The sequence below is a fragment of the Chryseobacterium vaccae genome (genome assembly GCF_009602705.1).
GTDB lineage: Bacteria > Bacteroidota > Bacteroidia > Flavobacteriales > Weeksellaceae > Chryseobacterium > Chryseobacterium vaccae.
The window spans coordinates 4,272,450-4,293,273 of sequence record NZ_VSWH01000001.1; the positions used below are offsets into that span (position 1 = coordinate 4,272,450).

Sequence of the window (20,824 nt, forward strand, 5' to 3'; positions counted from 1 at the left end):
AAATTCCTTGCCACAGATGTACGAATTTTTTTAATCTCTTGCAGATTTTTTCTTTTGCGGTAAGTGGAAATTATTTCCCATGCAGAAGCTTATTGATTTTTCTTCTCGTTTGTATGGAAACCTTATAAGCTTCGTCTCTCAGTTTCTGGATCTTTCCCACTGGCTGAAAAGCGGCAATACTTTCAAACGGATTAAAAGATAGCAGTTCATTGGTACAGTCCCTCGGGTCAAGCAGGGAATCTTTCATTATTACCACCTCACCAATTTTAATAAAAGGAGAATTTTTCCATTCTGTATTCAGCTTATTGACTGGTTGGTCTTTGAGGTCATAGCAAAACTGGATGAAAACATCGGCTGCAAAATCATGATCCTTCAAATAGACTTTTACGGCTTCTTTTGTTTTTAATTTATTTCCAAAATGATGATCGGTAGACTTTGGAGTTAATTTTATTTTGATGATATGATCTCCAAGGCGGTAAGCGCCTACAGAATGATAATCAAAAGACAGGATAAAATCGTTTCTTTTGCGGAGCAGCTTCAGGATATTTCTTGCAAAAGATAAGGTGAATAACGATGGAACTATTTTAATGCTTTGAGCAAGGATAGAAAAAAAACTGCTCCATTTTTTCATATAAAACCTGTTCACAGCGGTAAACAGCTTCAGAAATGTCGAAACTGAATTAACAGGAAATAATGGAAAGTTTACCAATGGAAAATTCGCGATAAGTCCTCCGTTTTCATTCTTTATTTTTACTGCAAATCCATAAGCCGGAATATCTTTTTTGGAATTTTTAATTTTAAGCTGCGCATTGGAAAGCCGGATGATAAGGTCGAACCTGTCTTTGTCAAAAAAATAGCGAAGTTCTTCGGGAATATTTTCATCAATATAGAAAAAGCCTTCCGTAACTGCATACGTTTTGGCATGAGCATTTCGGGTAGCGTAATTGACATCGCTGATGGAAGAGGACTGTTCAACGAAATCGGCAATACTTTTTTTGTTGATTTCCAAAAGTTTCTTTTCCTCTTCATTCAGTACGTCGAGTTTCTTATTATATTTTAGTGGATGTGGCATTTAGTTTTTAAATTCAATTATAACACCAAGTTTCTGATTCTGTGTTAACATAATATTAAAGTTGTTTGAATTTTGATTACAGAAACAAAAGAGAACGCAGCAGAACTGAAATATTTTCAACACCAAAAAAGACTTATCTTTGTAAAAAAATAGAGTATGGGAGTAGCAGACATGTTATTTAAACGTAAAAAAGAACAAGCAGAGAAAAATCTGAAAGACGGTCAGGAATATATGCTGGAATACGGTAAGAGAGAAAGTGTTGTACAGCTGCCAAGTGGTTTACAGTACGAAATCATCACTGAAGGCGACGGAGCAAAACCAGGACCTAAGTCTACCGTAAAATGCCACTATCACGGGACAACTATTTCCGGAAAAGTTTTCGACAGCTCTGTAAAAAGAGGTACTCCGGCATCTTTCCCTTTGAACAGAGTCATTGCAGGATGGACGGAAGCTCTTCAGCTGATGCCTGTAGGAAGCAAATGGAGACTGATTATTCCTCCGCATTTAGCCTATGGAGATCAGCAGATCAGCAAAGAGATCGGTCCGAACAGCACCCTTGTTTTTGAAGTGGAACTGCTGGATATTAAGTAATCAATGCTTAAAAATAAAAAAAAATTTACCTGAATTCAGGTAAATTTTTTTTATTTGCATTACTTAAACTGAACTAAATTTTAAGTTAAGTGATCAAATGGATGAAATTTTATCTTAAATTAGCTGTATCAGACGGTCCAAACCGCCTGATCTTATTTAAAATCTGACTGAATGAAAAAACTGTTTTACCTTGTGGCTGTTTCCCTGCTGATGGCTTCCTGTGTTTCTAAAAAAAATCAGGTCATCAGACAGAATATCCTTACCCTGAAGGACAGTTATTGCAAGGCACCCTTCAAATACAATTACAACAATAAAGTTCCTTCTTATAATTCAGATTCTATTCTGGCGGCCAACAAAGATCTGAAACAGACGTTTTCAGACCAGAGTATTCTTATTCTGAATGCACTGGATAACCTGGATGAAGTTCATCAGATCATGAACCTTAAAAAAGACTCTTCCCTGGCTTCCCAGGTTAAAGTATTACAGCTTAAAAGTAAAATCAACAGTAAAATTACCATTGCCCTCACAGAACTGGATGCTGTTGCAGCAGAATTTGACTGTGAAGGGGAGAGAGTTGCCCAGATCGGAAATTATGTGGATAACCTGAATGATTCAAGAAACAATAAAATGATCCTGTATTCCATTATTGCAGGAGCTGCAGCTTCCATTGCCGGAGGAATTGTAAAAGATGAAAGCTGGAGCAATGCTATAGATATCGGAGGAGGGGTTTTGGGAGCAGGCTTCGGTCTCGCTACCCTTAATCCTAAAGGAAAGAAAGTGGAATTTATTCATCAGAGAAATCTTTTGAGAGATATCTGGAGGGAAAAACTGGAGTCTCCGAATTTCCCGCCTTTTATATGGTACATGTATACAGAGAAAAAATTCTCAAACAGAGAAGCCCGTTCCATTATCGGAAATATGAAAGAACGCTGGCTGCACTACCAATTTGATGACAACAGACAAAATGCAGATCAGTCAGTGATATTCAGTGATGGAGGATACTACAGAGCGAATGATCTTCACAACCGGGCGGCTATGCTTAACCAGATGCAGTCGGCTACCAGAACCATTAATCAGAATATCAATTACCTACTTCTGGATTTGGATCGTTTAATCCTTTAAGAAAAATTTAACTGTAATGAAATTTGTTACATTTAAAAATTTGCTTATCTTTGCCATGTAATTACAATGAACAATACAAGATTTGCTACGGCAATACATATTATGACCTTACTGGCGAAAAATCCTCAGGAATGGCTTACGTCCGATTGGATCGCTGGAAGCATCAATGTGAATCCGGTGATTGTCCGAAAGGAAATCAGCGTGTTGAGAGAAGCGGGTCTTATTGCCAGCAGACAAGGAAAAGACGGCGGAAGCCACCTAGCGAGAAATGCTGAAGAAATCAGTATTTCTGAAATTTACAGAGCAGTGAAAAATACGGAAGTTTTAGGGAAGAGAAATCAGAATCCCAATCCGGCCTGCAGCGTAGGAAAGGAAATCAATGTACATCTGGATACCTTATTTGAAGAAACCGATAAGTTGGTTGTTGGATTTCTGGGGAACAAGTCATTGAAAGAGTTTTCCGAACAGTTTGAGTAAAATTTTTTACCCATAAATGTAACAAAATTTATTACAATTAATTTAAAATAAAACAATATGAAAAAAGTAGCCGTAATTGGAGCAACAGGATTTGTAGGAACACAGATCGTAAATGAATTAACAGGCAGAGGATATGCCGTGGAAGCTTTAGTAAGAGATGCATCGAAGGTAAAAACACAGGAAAATGTAACCGCAAAAAGTATTGATGTAAATAATGTGGATGAGCTGGCAGAAGCTTTAAAAGGAAATGACGCCGTAATCAGTGCTTTCAATGCAGGATGGGCTAACCCCAATCTTTATCAAGATTTTTTAAACGGATCTGAGAACATTGAAAAAGCAGTAGAAGAATCCGGAGTGAAAAGACTAATCGTAGTAGGAGGCGCAGGAAGCCTTTATACACCAGATAACATACAGATTGTAGACACGCCTGATTTTCCTGAAGCCTACAAGCCGGGAGCAACGGCTGCAAGAGATTATCTGAACAAAATCAAAGGAAACAATACCCTGGACTGGACTTTCTTCAGCCCGGCTATTGAAATGAATCAGGCTAATACAGGAGAAAGAACAGGAAAATACAGAACTTCCCTGGAAACTCCGGTTTTTGATGAAAACGGAAGAAGCCGCCTTTCCGTAGAAGATGTAGCAGTAGCCCTTGTGGACGAACTGGAACAGAATAACCACATCCGTGAACGTTTTACAGCTGCCTATTAATCCATCAAAAAATAACCAATGTTTAAAAAGAAATTATTACCTCTGATTGTTCTGCTGTTTGTCGTCAATATGCTGTCAGCCGGAAATCTGAAGATCAAAGTGTACAACCCGGGATCAAAGGCGATCTTTTCTGTTACTTCTACAATTATCTATGGAGATAAGGATGCCGTACTTATTGATGCCCAGTTTCAGAAACAGTACGCCGAACAATTGGTGAAGGAAATAAAAGCTACAGGCAAAAATCTGAAAGCTGTTTTTATTTCCCACAGTGACCCCGATTTTTATTTCGGATTAGATGTGATCCGTAAAGCATTTCCCAATGCAAAAATCATTTCAACCGCCCAGACTGCTTATCTTATTTCAGCATCAAAAGATGATAAAATAGCAGTTTGGAAACTGCAGCTCAAAGAAGATGCACCATCAGAAATTATTGTTCCCGACGCAGTAACTGCAATTCCTGATCTTGAAGGAAATAAAATTGAAATCATCAACAAGCCTGAAGATCCGGCGCACAGCTTCCTTTGGATTCCATCTGTGAAAACCATAGCCGGAGGAATTTCAGTCTCCACAGGTTCACATCTTTGGATGGCAGATACCCAGGATATAAAGGCTGTTGATCAGTGGATTGCCCGGATTGATGCGATGAAAGCACTGAAACCGGAGCAGGTTGTCCCTTCACACTTTTCAGAGAATTCTTTATCACCCAAGTCTCTTGATTTCATAAAAAGTTATCTGGAGAATTACAAAAAAGCAGTAACTGAAAATAAAACAACAGATTCAATTGTGAATTTTATGGTCAGAAAGTATCCCGGGCTTCCCGGAAAAGAAGAGCTGGAAATGGGCGTAAAAGTTTTTCTTGGACAAATGAATTGGGATCTTAAATCTCCGTATCCTGCCATTGGGCACAAAGTGGAAGCTGATCTCGGAACATTCAGATTTATTCTTGACTTTAAAGACAATAAAGAGATGTCTTTTACAGGAGCAGGCGGAAAGGTAAAAGGAGCTACTGATACGGTACAATATACTGCAGTGGAAGTGGCTAAGAATGTTTTTATGGTCTATTGGCACGAGCCTAAACTGGGTTCCAATGTTACTCATATTCAGGATTACAATAAAAATATAGTATATACGAATATTGCAGATCCGGATGGTTCATTCAAACATCTGAAAGGAACACTCAAAATTGTAAAATAAATACGAACTGCTATCCATCAGGACGGCAGTTTTTTCTAACCTTATAGGTTTCCAAAACCTATAAGGCTTAATTAAATTATCACACAAACATCTGCCAATCTGCTAGAGATTTTTAGGCTCGCAGATGTATCAGATGAGGCAGATTTTAAGATTGAAAACATAAAATACAACCGAAAATCTTGTATTTCCTGGAGCCTTAAAAAGCATGTAGTCGTAAAAATCTTAGTGTCTTGGCATATCCCAACAAAAAAATCATCAAATAAAAAACGGCTGTCAGAAAGACAGCGGTTGGTTGTTATAAATTCATAAACAATTTCGGATTAACCGGAGTATTGTTCTTGTGTACTTCGTAATGAAGATGAGGTCCTGTAGAACGTCCTGAATTTCCGGATTTGGCAATAACCTGTCCTACTTTTACTTTATCGTTAACCTTTGAAACAAGCTGTGACAAATGCCCGTAAAGCGTAGCCAGCCCGTTACCGTGGGAAACAATCACGCAGTTTCCGTAACCTCCTTTCTGACCGGAGAAAATTACAGTTCCGGCTGCTGCAGCTCTTACATCTGAACCATAAGCAACAGCAATATCAAGCCCTTTATGGAACTGCATCTGGTCAGCCTCTGCGGGTGGGTTGTTTTTTTCCATTGAAGCTTTAGAATTGGTGTTTACAGCAACAGATTTTACTGAAGTAGCTGCTGGTGCAGGAGTCGGAGCGGCAGGGGCAACTTTTGGAGTAACCATTACCTTGATTTCCCTTTTGTTTCCATAGCTGTCTGTAACTTCTACGATTTTTTCAACCGGTACAGGTTTTACTTCAGGTTTTGGAGCAGCGGTTGCTGCAGGTTTAGACTCTGCTGAAACAGTAGATTTTACGGATGCAAATACGGTTTTGAAAGGAATCGGGTTTTTTCTTATGCCAAAATTAGATGAAATATAGCCGTCTGTAGGCATTCCCAGAGGAACCTGCATCAGTTTGTTCTGCAGATCCATTAAATACTGGCTGTATCGGTTGGATTGTTTGGCCAGATATACAGAATTTGAAATACTGTCTTTGCTCAGGGTCATCAGCTTTTCACTCGAAATGTCTTTAGATTTTAGGAATGAATTAAGCTGTGCCACAGTCTGATCTACTAAAGTAAGATCTGTTTTCATTTTTAAGTAATCTACACTGTCTTTTTCAGTGTTTATTTTTACAAGGTTGATCTCATAGGTCTTGTCATCTTTTTGAGAAAACAGCCTAGCAATAACAACGCCTTGTGCAAAAACTACTAGTAAAAGTCCTCCAAGAAGAATGTTTACGTTCTTTTTGCTGCTTAGAAATTTCTTCATATTTCTTCTCTTAGTATATTATAAAACGGTTTTAAGCGTGCAAATTTAAGTAAAAACTAAGTTTTGCGGGTTATTCTTAAATAAAAATTATATTTTTCTGTATTTAACGTTTAATTAGGTATTTAATTGTGCAGATGTGTTAATTTTTTCAGAATATGGGTTTTATCATGCTCTCAAAAGCCTTGTTACATCTTGTTTTAATATATTTGCAGTTCACATTCCAATTATGGCTAAAAAGAAAATAATTTCAGAATCTTCGAATCCTAAAAAGAATAATAAGGAGATTTCTGTAGGGGTGGTAGGAAGTGGAAGTTTTGCCACTGCCATCGTGAAAATGCTTGTTGAAAACTGTAAAATAGTGCACTGGTGTGTAAGAAGTGAATTTGTGAAAGGAGCTATAGAGCTTCGTGGGCATAACCCTACCTATCTTACCGCTGCCCATTTTAATCTGAAAAGCTTAAAGCTGACAACGGATATCAATGAACTGGTTTCTGCCTGTGACGTGATCGTTCTGGCTACACCGTCTATTTACCTGTCTGATACATTGGACAAAATGAGCTGTGATTATTCAGATAAGATCTTTGTTTCAGCAATCAAAGGAATTATCCCTAAAGTAAATGATGTGGTAGCACACTACCTGCGTGATGAGTTTAAGATTGGTTTCAGAAACCAGGCGGTGATTGCAGGACCGTGCCACGCAGAGGAAGTGGCAATGGAGAGGCTTTCATACCTTACTATTGCGACTGTGGAAGATGAAACGGCTGAAAAGCTTGAAGAAGTTTTTAGCTCAGACTTTATCAAAGTACACACAAGTAAGGATATTCTTGGAAATGAATACAGTGCGATCCTTAAAAATATTTTTGCTATTGGGGCTGGTATCGCAAGCGGATTGGGATATGGAGATAACTTTACTGCTGTTTTTGTATCTAATGCCATCCGTGAAATGGAAACCTTCCTGGAAGCCATCTATGAAGCACCAAGAGATGTGAATGAAAGTGCTTATCTGGGCGACCTTCTGGTAACGGCTTATTCACTTTTCTCAAGGAACCGTAACTTAGGTAATCTCATCGGAAAAGGGTACACTGTAAAATCTGCGATCCAGTCTATGAACATGGTCGCAGAAGGGTATTATGCTGCGGATTCTATTTATAAAACTGCAAAACAAAAAGGCCTTAAATTGCCGATTATTGATACAGTATATGCCATTCTTTACGAAGGTAAGAACGCCGAAAAGCAGTTCAGAAAGCTAACAGCAAAATTAAACTAGTAAAGTTCCGGTTACAGCCTTGCTATAATCATAAAAAAATAAGAAGCTCAGTCTTCACATAAAACCATAACAAGTATTCTGTTATGGTTTTATTTTGGCCTTCTTTTTCTTTCTTTTTTCAGAACACCCACACAAGGATAGTTTGTGATGCGAAATCTTGTTTTTTCATAGAAGAAAATTGTTTTATTTGATTTTTCAAAAGAATATAACCCAACGGGATTTATAAAATATGACTAATACGGAAATTGCTACATCGTATATGCCAGGAGATCAATCGGGTGATATTATATTACAAACTCCCATACATTGGATGGGGCAACTTTACAGCAGGAATCAAGATACAGAGTCATTGACTTGGCAGTTAATGATGGTTTACCTTTTATAAGTTCTTTAATCATCAATCAATACCTTTAATCAGGCTTTAGAAATCGGCATAATCAAAAAAATAAGGCCTTATTGTAAAGACCTTATTTTTATATATGTTTGACTTTTTATTGGCTCATTTTCGTGATTACCAGTACAAATGAAGATCTTGCATTAAGATTACTGTTGGTAAATCCGTTCCCGGTATCAAACTCGAACCTTTGTTTAAACGTTAAGGGAGCTGCTATCGTCAAAAAATAGGTTCCCTGGAAAAACGTAAAGGAGCTGGAGAGCTCACACATTTTGTTTTGCTCCGTGATGACAGCTGTACCGGCGGAGTTCGTCAGATAAGAACGTGTACAGGTAAAATTCTGAGACAGATATTGGGTATTGGCAGGTCCGCTGTTATTATTCGCATTGCTGGTATCTACAGAATATCGGATGATATAGGTTCCGGCTGGAATCGTAATGGATGAGGTATCGGAACCAAGAGAAGCTCCCGTAATCTTATTGGAAGCAACCGTAAATCCTGTAAGCGTATTATTGGTGCTGTTAGCCGGAATAAGAGTACCCGAACCTATTGTCAGAGACATGCTCTGAGGTTCTGCTCCCGCAAGAATAGCGCGCTGCCATTGATTTCTGATCCAGACATAGTACCCTTTGGGGTGAACAGATACCCCTCCCTTATTATAGATCATCAAACCGTCCGTAGGATTAGATACCGGACTGCTTGTGCTGTTCAGCGTGATGAGGTCATATTGTGGAAAAAGTACCCCTTTGTTGGTTGAATTAATATCCAGAACACTACCCGCTCCAGGAACATTTGTATTAATGCCAACCTGCGCTTTTGCTGTTATGCTGACAAAAAAAACAGCCATACAGATGATATAAATATGTTTTTTCATTTCTTTGATAGTTTATTGATTAAGTGCAGACCGCTGAATATCAACCTTTGTATTGGTGATAATGATCTCACCGTTGTTAGGAGTAGTACCCCCGGATCCCATTTGATAGGTCCCTCCCGCGTCATGCGCTATGGAAGGCATCAGATTAATAGGAGTGGTGGATGTTGTTACAAAAGAAAAACTCAGATTAAGTGTATGGGTTTTATTACTGGCAATAGACTGGGCATTGATGCTGATTGTTTTACCATATTGTGTATTGGTTGCAGGATCCCAAAGTCTTACAAGATACTGATGAAGATGTACAGGTGTATTTCCAATACCCGCAGAACTGCTTTCCAGGGTTGTTTTGATATTCAGACATACATTCACAAGATACCCGCTGTTTCCGGGAAGAGTAATGGCTCCGGTAGCAGTGCTGTATGAAGCCCCGATATCATTGGATACAACAGTCAGGGCAGCATCAGTAAAATCTTTATAAATACCGTTGTTAAGGCTGCCTAATATCGGGTAATCAGTATTTCTCTGAAGGATCATATAGCTTACCAGATTATAGGTGTCAGCAATCTGGCTCCAGCGGTTATTTTTCCATAAATATAATCCGGGACTGATAGAGTTTCCTTTATTGTAAACCAGAAGCCCTTCAGCAGGATTGTTTATCGGGGTTGTATTATTTAAAATATCCACAATGTCCACCCTTGGAAGCAGCACCCCTTTATTGGTAGATTCGGTTACCTCCAGAACAGCAGAAGCATTCACACTCGTTTTCCCAATAGCAACTTGCGCATAAAATAACTGAACTATTAATAAAAATAGCAGCATATAATTTCTTTTCATATTGTAAGTGTTTAAATTTTAGATATTTTGATGTAAGATCCGGTTGGAATTACATTAACAAGGTCATAGAACGTACTGTTCTGCATTCTCCCGAATCTCAGTCTCAACCCTCCAATGATATTGGCGTTCGCATTAGCCGGAACACTATAATAATAGGACCAGGAAGCCAGATGATTGGTGCTGGTTTTAGAAACAATCGGAATTTCTTTTCTTGTATTAACTCCTGCGGTAAACGTATTGGTAGAATTATTATAAGTATCCCCATAAAAATCTATAAAATATCCCATCAGGTAATAGGAGCTTCCAGTTAAAGGAGCAGTTCCGCCCTGTCCGGAAGGGTTTTCCGGTGGGGAATTAAGATTCAGGTTCACTTCTACTAAATAATTTCCCTGGGGAAGAACCAAGGAGTAGCCTCCTGACAAGGTATTCTGTACTACCTTAAAACCATTGATGTTGGAAACCCCTGAAATAGAAGGGGGATTCACAAGAAGCAGTGTATTAACACCGGCAGCAGCATTATCCAGAGCAGATAAAGAACCTGTAAAATCCAGATAAGCTACCTTAGGAGTATCTTCAGCATCTATAGTACTCTGCCAGCGGCCTAAAGTGCTGTTGAAAATATGCAGCGCCTTATTATTACTGTTGGTTCCTCCATTAAAAGCAATAAGTCCGTTGGCTGGACCATTAACCGGTGTTGTTGTGCTGCTGAGGCTGGCAAGGTTAAGATTGGGAAGAAGAAGTCCTTTGTTTCCTCCCGATACCGTAACTGATGGAGCAGAAGTATAGCCACTTCCTCCGTTGTTGAGAGTGATCCCTGTTACAACACCATTTGAAATGACAGCTGTGGCGCGAGCTTTATTTCCGCCGTTTACAATCGTTCCGCCTCCGTAGAAACTAACCGTTGGTGCAGAAATATAGCCGCTTCCTCCGTTTGTTACGGTAATACCGGTAACAGCACCGCCTGAAACAGTTGCCGTTGCGATTGCTGGTATTCCGTTGAAATTTTCAATGTGCAGAATGGCACTGGGGTCCGGTGTGGACGTGTTGATTCCTACATTTCCGCTTTGGGCTAATGCCGCTGCTGCGAAAAATGTACTTACGAAATTAATAATTTTCATCTGTACTATGTTTAATAAGAAATATTTTTAATTTAATTGTGTCTTAATGTGTGTTTATTTTAATGCAAATTACATAAAATAAATTATATATTAATGAATTTTTCGCATTTTAAAATGTTAAACATTGTGTTTTATTCAATAAAAAGTGATAATTTTAATTTTATGTTTAATATTTTTCACAAAATATTGATAAATTGTTATAACGTAAATGTTTACTGTTGAAAGATTTTTTATGATAAACTTAAAATAACTTAAGTTTTTATAACTTTTTTTAACATTTTAAGTCCTTTTTATGAGAGTTTTGTTATGGTAAATCAGGTTGGGATTTTTTTTGAAAATAGAGGTCCTGATGAAGGGAAATCCGGGAAAATAATCATATAATCACTATTTTCAATGAAAATCTATTGATACTTTCCATCACATTTTTTTGCGGAAACCGAAAGAATTTTTCCGTCAAAAAATAACGTGTTAAAATCGTTAAACGCGTTATTTTTTATAAAACTTTTCCCGAAATTTGAAGTAAAATTTTAGATTATGTCACAATCGCTTACAAGCAGAACACCGAAACCCAAGTACGATGTTGTCCTGATAGGTGGCGGAATTATGAGCGCCACTTTAGCAACACTGCTACACGAATTTGATCCTGAACTGGAAATTGCAATATTTGAAAGGCTTGGAAGGTTTGCTAAGGAAAGCACCGCAGCCTGGAATAACGCGGGAACAGGACACTCTGCTTTTTGTGAACTTAATTATACCCCTGAAAAACCAGACGGAACCATTGATATTACCAAAGCAGAAAGCATTGCCGAACAGTTCGAAATTTCAAAACAGTTCTGGTCATATCTGGTTACTAAAGGATATATTCAGGATCCCAAGGATTTTATCAACTCGTGTCCGCATATGAGTTTGGTATTCGGTGAAAAAGAAGCAGAATACCTCAGAAAACGTCACGAGAAAATGTCAGAATCTGTTTTGTTCTCCGGTATGGAATATTCTACTGACCATGAGCAGCTTAAAGAATGGATTCCTCTGGTAATGAGTAAAAGAAACGGATCCGAAGTAATGGCTGCTACCAAAATGGATATGGGAACAGATGTAAACTTTGGAACTTTGACCAGAAAAATGGGAAGACATTTGCTTGAAGATTCCAATGTTGAGGTTTTCCTGTATCATGAGGTGAAAGATATAGATCCTAGAGAGGACGGAAAGTGGGAGATGAAGGTAAAGGACAGAATTCATAGTCATCAGCAGGAAGTGGTTGCTGATTTTGTATTTATCGGGGCCGGAGGATACGCACTTCCGCTGTTGGATAGTTCAGATATTAAAGAAAGTGAAGGATATGGAGGTTTCCCGGTTTCAGGACAGTGGCTGGTAAGTCATAATCAGGAATTGGTAGAGAAACACCATGCCAAAGTATATACACAGGCCACAGTAGATGCTCCGCCAATGTCGGTTCCTCACCTTGATCTTAGAATTATTGATGGCAAAAAAGCCCTTCTATTTGGCCCTTTTGCTGGGTTTTCTACCAAATTCCTGAAAGAAGGAAGTTATCTTGATCTGCCGGAAAGCGTTAATACGAAGAATTTAAGATCATTATTCGGAGCATGGTGGCATAACATTCCTCTTACCAAATACCTTATCCAGCAGGTTGCGATGACAAAATCCCAAAGAATGCAGCACCTGAGAGAATTCATCAAAGATGCCAAAGAAGAAGACTGGGAGCTTAAAGTAGCAGGGCAGAGGGTACAGATCATTAAAAAAGATGAGAAAGAAGGCGGTAAACTGGAATTCGGAACAGAAGTGGTTGTGAATAAAAAAGGAACGATTGCTTCTCTTCTCGGAGCTTCACCGGGAGCTTCCACAGCGGTATATGCCATGTTAAATGTTCTTGAAAAATGTTTCCCTGAAAAACTGAATGGCGAATGGCGAGAAAAGCTGCTGGAAATGGTTCCTTCTTATGGACAAAAACTGGCTGATCATCCGGAGCTTACCGAGAAGCTGAGAAACTATACCAAAGAAAAATTAGAATTAGAATATTAACATAAGCGATGGGCAATGGGGAATAAGTAATCAGGATACATTACCCATTACTCATTGCCTATTACCCATTACTAATAAAAAAGTGGAAGAAGTTGTTGTAAAGCCAATCATTGTAAAAGAACTCCTGGAATCTCTTCAGACCAAGATAGAAGAGGAAAAGCAGGTCATTGTACACTGCTGTTTTCCGGCATCACCATTTTTAGGAAATCTGATCAGGATTTGGAATTCAACCTATCTTTTTGATAACCAGTCTGAACATAAAAGCAGCCTCATTCATGCCGAAAATATTACCATATATCCCAATTGGACGCCCGTTCCCTTTATGCAGGATTTTTGGTTTACGCTGATCTTTTCAGGCCTTCCCCAGGACTGTAAAAGTTTTGACCTGAAAGAAGTAATTCCTGAAGAAGGCGGTTTTTTTGTGGAATCTATCAAAAGAAACTCACTTGATGTTTACCGGGTGAAAATTTCAGAATCTTATTAAATCTATGAAAACAAGAGAAGAAAAACTGAAACAGATTATCAGCTGGGCAGAAGATAACCCGGACGTTCGTGCCGTCTTGCTCACGAGCTCACTGGTGAATCCCTATGCTCCCGTAGATGATTTCAGCGACCTTGATGTGGAACTTGTTTTTGAAAACAGGGCGCCTTATGAAATCCATAATGACTGGCTTTCACTTTTTGGAACTCCTATCTCCATGATAGAAGAAGATGACCGTGTTTTTGAAGGAAAGCACGCAATGAAAATGGTGCTGTATCGGGATCATGTAAAAGTTGATTTCAAACTTTACCAAAAAGAAGATTTTCTGGCAGAAATTCAACAGGATTCCCTTCCCGAAGATTGGGATGTGGGATATAAAATTCTGGTTGATAAAGATGATCTGACTAAAGAACTAAAACCTCCAACCTATCAGTCTGTGATGATTCACAAACCGAAGGAAGAGGATTTTAATAAACTGATCAACGACTTCTGGTGGGATACAACCTATGTGGCTAAATGCCTTCAGCGTGGCGATATTTTTTACGCAAAATTCATGACTGAAAATGTGATAAGAACAGACTATCTGGTTCCACTCATAGAATGGCATATTGGAGAATCACAGGGCTGGAATAATATCACCACCAATAAACACGGAAGACTTTTCCCGAAATACCTTCCTGAAGATTTATGGAATAGAGTAGAATCCACCTTCTCAGGAAGTAATATTGAAGATAACTGGATTTCTTTGTTAGCTTTTGCAGATCTCGTTCATGAACTGGGTGCTGCTTTGGCCCAAAAGCTTAATTTTATCTATCCCACTAAGCTAGAAGAGGATATCCGGAACTATCTTGCAGAAGTCAAAGCAATGCTTTAATTATAAACGAATTCATTCTGCCTGATCAGATTTTCTATACAGTATTCTGCAATAGCCGTAATTGTTACAAATGGATTGACGCCAATGGTTCCCGGAATTAAAGACCCGTCCAGAACATAAAGGTTCTCATGCTTTTTCAGCTTTCCGTATTCATTGGTGGCTTCTCCCAAAACACAGCCGCCGAGCGGATGATAGCATATATCAGCTCCGAATCCGTTCTTAAAAAGGAGATGACTTCTTGTACCGCCATTAGCCTTGTTCATTTTTTTTATAAAATAATCTGCATTGTCTCTCATTTTGGCAGTATGCTGTTCATTCCAGTCCAATACCAGTTCGCTTTTATCAGGATTATAAGTTACTTCTCCTTTTTTGTCAACCCTATTGATCAGTAAATACAAAGCGGTGGCAACGTCCATTCCCATAGGTAATGGTGCAATCTCTGTGAAAAAAGGATGTTCAGGATCATCCCAATTGTCAATCCCACCTACAGGAATTGTAGATTGTTTGGATCCCGTTCCGCCGGATAAAGGTTTAACCCAATTTCTTCCCGTCATAAAATTACCATTGTTACCCCAGTTTTTCCCGATACGTTCATGAACAGGAAATCCGTTTACAGCCTGAGAATGTAACAATAGTTTTAGCGTTCCCATAGTTCCTGCTGCAAGGATCAGCTTTTTGCAGTTGAATATTTTATCAGAAACCGATGCTCCGGAAGTATCAGTTTCCTGAACTTTTAAAGTATAGGTCTGGTCATCATTCAGTTTAATATAATCCACACGGTGAAGGTCAAGGATTTCCAGGTTTCCCGTTGCCATTGCTTTTTTCAGATAGGTTTTATCCAGGCTGTTTTTACCGTGGTTGTTTCCGTAAATCACTTCCGTGTTGAGTGCAGAACGGGGAACTTCATTTTTGTATTCCTTTTCCATATATTGAAAATCATAGACATTCGGAACCCGTATTGTTTTAAATCCGGCTTTGTGCGCTTCTGCTTCTCCCACTCTTGTAAATTGATAATAAGGACAGTCTTTCAGAAATTGTTCATTAATTACATTAACTTTCAGCTCTTCGTGCACAAGAGGGAAATAATGGTCATAAAATTTTTGAGTATCAAGGCTGGGAAAAACCTCTTTGAAATAGCTTTCTTTAGGAGTAACTGCCATACCTCCGTTGACTAGCGAACCGCCGCCAACCCCTCTGCCAGCCCAGATATTGATGTTTTCAAATTCCATCCGGTCCAGTGTTCCGGTAAATGGTGTCAGAGAGAATATATTCATAAACGGAGCAATCGTTTTATTTTTCAGCCATGCCGCACTTTTTCCGGGTTTGAGCAGATTGGAATAAGGAATTCCGGCTTTCTCCCAGTTAAGCCCCATTTCCAGAAGAACTACTTTTTTTCCGGATTCACAGAGACGTAATGCAGAAACAGCCCCTCCATAACCGCTTCCGATAATGATAATGGGAGCATCAATAATCTTTTTTTCAGACTGAGGCTGGGCAGCCTGAAACAAATTGGAATTAAGGAAATAAAATCCGGATACAGCCAAGAGGCCTGTCTTGATGAATTGCTTTCTGTTCATAGGCATTGCCTGTCAAAAAATATGCTAGGAAAAAAGGTTTGGGATTTATTTAAAACAGATTATGCTATTTTATCAGAATTTTAACTTTTCATACCGTTGGAAATTCATAGTTTTACTTATAATTTTAAATAGATCATGAAAAAATATATCATTTTATTTCTGCTGTTTCCCCTGATGGTTTTCTCACAGAGAATCGTGTCAGGAGAAGTTATGGCTGTTAAGAAATTCCAGGAGGACCTTAATGCGGAATACAAAGATCCTAAACAGACCCCTTTGCGAGGGGATAATTTTACCAATTTTAAAGGACATCCTTTTTTTCCGTTCAGCCGGAAGTACAGAGTAATCGCAGAGCTGACCAGAACAAAAAATGCAGAACCTTTTGAATTACCTACTTCTTCGGGCAAAACAAAGAAATACAGAGAATATGGAAAAGTAAATTTTATGCTTAATGAAAAACCGTATACTCTTACCTTATATCAGAGCTTAGACCTCATGAAGCAGAAAAAATATAAAGATTATCTTTTCCTTCCTTTTCGTGATGAGACCAATGGCAAAGAAACCTACGGCGGCGGAAAATATATGGACCTGAAAATTCCGAAAGGAAACACCATTGTACTTGACTTTAACCAATCATACCAGCCATTCTGCGCATATAACGCTTATGATTACAACTGTCCGATCGTTCCTGAAGAAAATAAACTTCCTGTGGAAATAAAAGCAGGGGTGATGTACGAAGATATTTATCATCATTAGTTATGGTAACCTTACAGTTCTTCAAAGAAGATGACCTTTTCAAAGTGAATTATGCTCTGGATGAAGATCAGCTGCGTTTTACTTCCACAGCGGAACAGGCGATACAGAGAATAAAAGAAAGAAATGATCATCAATCATTTGCGGTTATTATTATGGATAAAGGACTGCCTGTAGGTTTTTTTGTCCTTGATTTTGGTGAAGATAAACTGGATTTGACCAATAACAAGGATTCTGTCTTATTAAGGTCTTTATCTGTAAATCCTGAAATGCAGGGAAAAGGAATAGGAAAAGAAGCAATGCAGAAAGTAGATGATTTTGTCCGTGAAAATTTCAGTCACTGTAATGAAATTGTGCTGGCCGTCAACCAGAAAAATGAATCGGCGTATCATATTTACCGTAAAGCAGGATATTCTTATGATGGTAAAACGAGGATCGGAAGAAGCGGACGTCAGTATCTGATGTATAAAAAACTTTAAGAAAATTTTAAATTCAAAAACTTCTGTTCTGCTGATTTCTTCCATAACTTTGAGTAACATCAAATTCAAAATATGGAAATATCACTTCATCATCAGGTCGCTGTAGTTACCGGAGCTTCCAGCGGAATAGGTTCAGGAATCGCAAAATCTTTAGCAGCAGCAGGGGCTGCAGTGATCATTAATCACTCTTCGGAAAGATCTACAGAAGAAGCAAAAGCTGTCTTAAAAGAAGTTACAGATGGCGGAGGAACAGGAATAACCTATCAATGTGATGTCTCTAAGGAAGATCAGGTTATCAAAATGTTTCAGGATGTGGTTTCCGAATTTGGGACAGTAGATATTCTGATTAATAATGCAGGAATTCAAAAGGATGCGAAATTCACGGAAATGACCTTGGACCAATGGAATGCTGTTATCGGAGTGAATCTTACCGGGCAGTTTCTTTGTGCAAGAGAAGCAATAAAAGAGTTTTTACGACGGGGGATAGATCCTTCACGTTCTTTAGCGTGCGGGAAAATCATTCATATCAGTTCGGTTCATGAAATTATTCCCTGGGCAGGGCATGCCAATTATGCAGCAAGTAAAGGAGCCGTGAGAATGCTGATGCAGACTTTGGCTCAGGAATATGGGGCTGATAAAATCCGGGTCAACTCTATTTGTCCCGGAGCCATTCAAACTCCCATCAATACCAATGCCTGGAATACCCCTGAAGCACTCAATTCACTTCTTACGCTGATTCCTTATAACAGGATCGGTCAGCCGCAGGATATAGGAAATTTAGCCGCATTTCTGGCTAGTGACCTGGCTGATTATATTACCGGAACCAGCATTTTTGTTGACGGAGGGATGACCACGTTTGAAAGCTTTTCTACAGGAGGCTAAAAGAATAAATGTAGTGAAAAGTTTTCATCTTAATCCAGAGTAATATTGCTCATTACCTATTATTCATTACTCATAATTAACGTTTATGTCAGAACAACAAAGAATTTCGGATGTTTCCTGGAAAAAATGGGGACCTTATGTCAGCAACCGTGAATGGGGGCTTGTACGGGAAGACTATAGTGAAAACGGTGATGCCTGGAATTACACCAGCCATGATACCGCTGAAGCTAAAACCTATCGTTGGGGAGAAGAGGGAGTCTGCGGAATTTGTGATGATTTTCAACGGTTTATTTTTTCTGTAGGATTCTGGAATAAGAAAGATAAAATGGTAAAAGAGCGGTTCTTCGGCCTTACCAACGGGCAGGGAAATCATGGAGAAGATGTAAAGGAATATTTCTATTATCTGGATTCCACCCCCACTCATTCTTATATGAAGATGCTGTATAAGTATCCGCAGAATACCTTTCCTTATGAAGATCTGGTAAAAACCAATGCAGCAAGAAGCAAAGATGAACCCGAATATGAACTGATTGATACCGGGATTTTTGATCATAATGAATATTTTGACATCTTCATTGAGTATGCAAAAGAAAGCCAAAATGATATTCTGGTCAGGATAACGGTGATCAACAAATCTGAAAAAGAAGCTTCCCTTATTCTATTGCCGACGGTTTGGTTCAGAAATACGTGGAACTGGGGATACGATGACTATAGGCCACAGCTCCATGCTGAAGAGGCAGACCAGATCATCATTAATCATAAAGATGTTGATATAAAAAATATCTATGCAAAACAGTCTTCAAAAACTCTGTTCTGCAACAATGAAACCAATAATCAAAGACTTTATCAGTCAGTCAATGAATCAAAATATTGTAAAGATGGCATCAATGATTTTGTGATAACCGGGAATTCCCAGTCTGTAAACCCTCAGAATAGCGGAACTAAGGCTTCTTTTTTCATAGATGAAGATTTTAAAGAAGGAGAGACCAAAATATTTGAATTCAGGCTATCGGATAAAGATCTAACGAAACCGTTCGAGGATTTTGATTTTGTCTTTGAGGAAAGACAGAAAGAAGCAGATGAATTTTATGCTGAGATTCAGAAAGGAATCTCTTCAGAAGATGAAAAACTGGTCCAAAGGCAGGCCTTTGCAGGAATGCTCTGGAATAAAATGTATTACCATTACAACGTTGAAAAATGGCTGAAAGGTGATCCTGCTGAGGTTCCTCCTCCAAAATCTCGCGAAAAGATCCGGAATTATGACTGGAAGCACCTCAATAATGAACACATCATTTCCATGCCTGATAAATGGGAATATCCATGGTATGCCACCTGGGATCTGGCGTTTCATACAATAAGTTTCTCACTCATTGACCCTGATTTTGCAAAATACCAGCTGAAGCTTTTTCTCTTTGAATGGTACATGCATCCTAACGGGCAGCTTCCCGCTTATGAATGGAACTTTAGTGATGTAAATCCTCCGGTACATGCTTGGGCTGTTTTCCGCGTATTCAAAATTGATGAGTACCTGAAAGAAAAGCCGGATCTTGAATTTCTGGAAAGCGCTTTTCAAAAGCTGCTGATGAATTTTACCTGGTGGGTGAACAAAAAGGATAATAACGGGAATAACATTTTTGAAGGTGGATTTCTTGGATTAGATAATATCGGGGTTTTTGACCGGAACTCTGCTCTTCCCAATGGAGAGGAGCTGGAACAGTCGGATGGAACAAGCTGGATGGCTATGTTTGCCCTGAATATGATGAGAATTGCATTAGAACTGGCGCTGTACAACAATGTTTATGAAGAGATGGCGATGAAGTTTTTCGAACATTTCCTGTCCATTGCCAATTCTCTGGATAATATGGGGGAAGAAAATTTCAGCCTTTGGGATAATGAAGATGAGTTCTTTTATGATGCGATTGCTTCCAGTGACGGAACTCATATGTATTTAAAATTAAGAACAATAGTCGGATTAATTCCCATGTTTGCCGTTGAGGTTATTGATGATGAAATGATTGAAAATCTGCCCAATTTCAAAAAAAGAATGAGATGGGTTTTGGATAATAAACCTGAGCTGGCTTCTCTGGTTTCAAGATGGGAGGTGAAAGGACAGGATTCCAAGCACCTTTTATCTCTGCTTCGGGGGCATCGCCTGAAAAGACTTTTGAAAAGAATGCTGAATCCGGATGAGTTTTTAAGTGAGTACGGAGTGAGAGCGTTATCCAAAGAATATGAACAGAATCCTTACACCCTTAGCCTTAATGAAACAGATTATCATGTAAAATATACGCCTGCAGAAAGCGACAGCGGACTTTTCGGAGGAAACAGCAACTGGCGCGGTCCTATATGGTTTCCGATTAATTTTCTGATCATTGAAAGCCTACAGCGCTTTTTCTTTTATTACAGTCCCGATTTTTTGGTTGAATATCCTACAGGAAGCGGTAATTATGCTAATCTGGATCAGATCGCCGATTCTCTAAGCAGAAGACTGGCAAAAATATTTTTAAAGGATGAAAAGGGCAAAAGACCTGTACATGGACAATATGAAAAATTTCAGACAGATCCGGATTTTAAAGATTATCTTTTGTTTTATGAATACTTTCATGGAGATAACGGCCGTGGAGTAGGTGCTTCTCATCAGACAGGATGGACCGGGCTGATTGCAAAGATCCTGCAGCCAAGGTTTTCCAAAAAAGAAATCGCAGCATCTGAAACAGAAATGCCGAAGGAAGTGGCTGGGAAAATAAAAAAATAAATTTG

The 20,824-nt window shown here is 38.8% G+C and carries 19 protein-coding genes; 13 read left to right on the top strand and 6 right to left on the bottom strand.

Translation table 11 applies throughout. The annotated features are described in order from the left end of the window. Positions 1-70 precede the first annotated feature (70 nt). Positions 71-1,072, bottom strand: coding sequence for a catalase family protein (locus FW768_RS19560; RefSeq protein WP_153398262.1), 1,002 nt, complete (start codon positions 1,070-1,072; stop codon positions 71-73). Between the two features lie 156 nt (positions 1,073-1,228). Between FW768_RS19560 and FW768_RS19565 the strand changes: the two genes are divergently transcribed. The 5 genes from FW768_RS19565 to FW768_RS19585 all read left to right on the top strand — a co-directional run bounded on the left by FW768_RS19565 (position 1,229) and on the right by FW768_RS19585 (position 5,167). Further along, positions 1,229-1,663 (top strand): FKBP-type peptidyl-prolyl cis-trans isomerase, encoded by a 435-nt coding sequence (locus tag FW768_RS19565; RefSeq protein WP_153398264.1) that lies wholly within the window; start codon positions 1,229-1,231, stop codon positions 1,661-1,663. 171 nt (positions 1,664-1,834) lie between these two features. Further along, positions 1,835-2,785 carry a hypothetical protein gene (locus tag FW768_RS19570; RefSeq protein WP_153398266.1) on the top strand — a complete coding sequence of 317 codons (951 nt, stop codon included), beginning with the start codon at positions 1,835-1,837 and terminating at the stop codon, positions 2,783-2,785. A gap of 66 nt (positions 2,786-2,851) precedes the next feature. Further along, entirely contained in the window at positions 2,852-3,262 is a 411-nt protein-coding gene (locus FW768_RS19575) for an Rrf2 family transcriptional regulator (protein ID WP_153398268.1), read from the top strand. Between the two features lie 57 nt (positions 3,263-3,319). After that, positions 3,320-3,973, top strand: a complete 654-nt coding sequence (locus tag FW768_RS19580) for an NAD(P)-dependent oxidoreductase (RefSeq protein ID WP_153398270.1) — start codon at positions 3,320-3,322, stop codon at positions 3,971-3,973. An 18-nt stretch (positions 3,974-3,991) separates the two neighbouring features. Further along, positions 3,992-5,167: an MBL fold metallo-hydrolase gene (locus FW768_RS19585; protein ID WP_153398272.1), complete on the top strand. Its 1,176-nt coding sequence runs from the start codon at positions 3,992-3,994 to the stop codon at positions 5,165-5,167. Positions 5,168-5,462: 295 nt separating this feature from the next. Here FW768_RS19585 and FW768_RS19590 read toward each other — a convergent pair whose 3' ends face one another. Then, on the bottom strand, positions 5,463-6,494 hold the full coding sequence (locus tag FW768_RS19590; protein WP_153398274.1) for a M23 family metallopeptidase: 1,032 nt from the start codon (positions 6,492-6,494) through the stop codon (positions 5,463-5,465). A 226-nt stretch (positions 6,495-6,720) separates the two neighbouring features. Between FW768_RS19590 and FW768_RS19595 the strand changes: the two genes are divergently transcribed. Then, positions 6,721-7,761, top strand: coding sequence for an NAD(P)H-dependent glycerol-3-phosphate dehydrogenase (locus tag FW768_RS19595; RefSeq protein ID WP_153398276.1), 1,041 nt, complete (start codon positions 6,721-6,723; stop codon positions 7,759-7,761). A 491-nt stretch (positions 7,762-8,252) separates the two neighbouring features. Here FW768_RS19595 and FW768_RS19600 read toward each other — a convergent pair whose 3' ends face one another. The 3 genes from FW768_RS19600 to FW768_RS19610 are packed head-to-tail and all read right to left on the bottom strand — an operon-like array spanning position 8,253 to position 10,981. Continuing rightward, positions 8,253-9,029 (bottom strand): hypothetical protein, encoded by a 777-nt coding sequence (locus FW768_RS19600; RefSeq protein ID WP_153398278.1) that lies wholly within the window; start codon positions 9,027-9,029, stop codon positions 8,253-8,255. 12 nt (positions 9,030-9,041) lie between these two features. After that, entirely contained in the window at positions 9,042-9,863 is an 822-nt protein-coding gene (locus FW768_RS19605; RefSeq protein ID WP_153398280.1) for a hypothetical protein, read from the bottom strand. Positions 9,864-9,874: 11 nt separating this feature from the next. Next, complete coding sequence (locus tag FW768_RS19610; RefSeq protein ID WP_153398282.1) at positions 9,875-10,981, bottom strand: hypothetical protein; 1,107 nt, start codon at positions 10,979-10,981, stop codon at positions 9,875-9,877. 534 nt (positions 10,982-11,515) lie between these two features. On the opposite strand from FW768_RS19610, the gene mqo reads away from it, so the two are divergent. The 3 genes from mqo (at position 11,516) to FW768_RS19625 (ending at position 14,376) form a co-directional block, all read left to right on the top strand. Beyond that, positions 11,516-13,021, top strand: a complete 1,506-nt coding sequence (mqo, locus tag FW768_RS19615; RefSeq protein WP_153398284.1) for a malate dehydrogenase (quinone) — start codon at positions 11,516-11,518, stop codon at positions 13,019-13,021. Positions 13,022-13,103: 82 nt separating this feature from the next. Beyond that, the gene (locus FW768_RS19620; protein ID WP_153398286.1) at positions 13,104-13,505 is read left to right on the top strand and encodes a hypothetical protein; all 402 of its coding nucleotides are present in this window, start codon (positions 13,104-13,106) and stop codon (positions 13,503-13,505) included. Between the two features lie 4 nt (positions 13,506-13,509). After that, entirely contained in the window at positions 13,510-14,376 is an 867-nt protein-coding gene (locus FW768_RS19625) for an AadS family aminoglycoside 6-adenylyltransferase (protein ID WP_153398288.1), read from the top strand. Here the strand turns inward: FW768_RS19625 and FW768_RS19630 are convergent. Continuing rightward, a complete protein-coding gene (locus FW768_RS19630; RefSeq protein ID WP_153398290.1) occupies positions 14,373-15,953 on the bottom strand; it encodes a GMC family oxidoreductase N-terminal domain-containing protein in 1,581 nt (526 codons plus the stop codon). The two genes, FW768_RS19625 and FW768_RS19630, sit on opposite strands and share 4 nt — an antisense overlap. Positions 15,954-16,088: 135 nt before the next feature. On the opposite strand from FW768_RS19630, the gene FW768_RS19635 reads away from it, so the two are divergent. The 4 genes from FW768_RS19635 (at position 16,089) to FW768_RS19650 (ending at position 20,819) form a co-directional block, all read left to right on the top strand. Beyond that, positions 16,089-16,706 (top strand): DUF1684 domain-containing protein, encoded by a 618-nt coding sequence (locus FW768_RS19635; RefSeq protein WP_153398292.1) that lies wholly within the window; start codon positions 16,089-16,091, stop codon positions 16,704-16,706. 2 nt (positions 16,707-16,708) lie between these two features. Further along, the gene (locus FW768_RS19640; protein WP_153398294.1) at positions 16,709-17,182 is read left to right on the top strand and encodes a GNAT family N-acetyltransferase; all 474 of its coding nucleotides are present in this window, start codon (positions 16,709-16,711) and stop codon (positions 17,180-17,182) included. A gap of 72 nt (positions 17,183-17,254) precedes the next feature. Further along, complete coding sequence (locus tag FW768_RS19645; protein WP_153398296.1) at positions 17,255-18,064, top strand: glucose 1-dehydrogenase; 810 nt, start codon at positions 17,255-17,257, stop codon at positions 18,062-18,064. Positions 18,065-18,149: 85 nt separating this feature from the next. Next, entirely contained in the window at positions 18,150-20,819 is a 2,670-nt protein-coding gene (locus tag FW768_RS19650) for an MGH1-like glycoside hydrolase domain-containing protein (RefSeq protein WP_153398298.1), read from the top strand. Positions 20,820-20,824 lie beyond the last annotated feature (5 nt).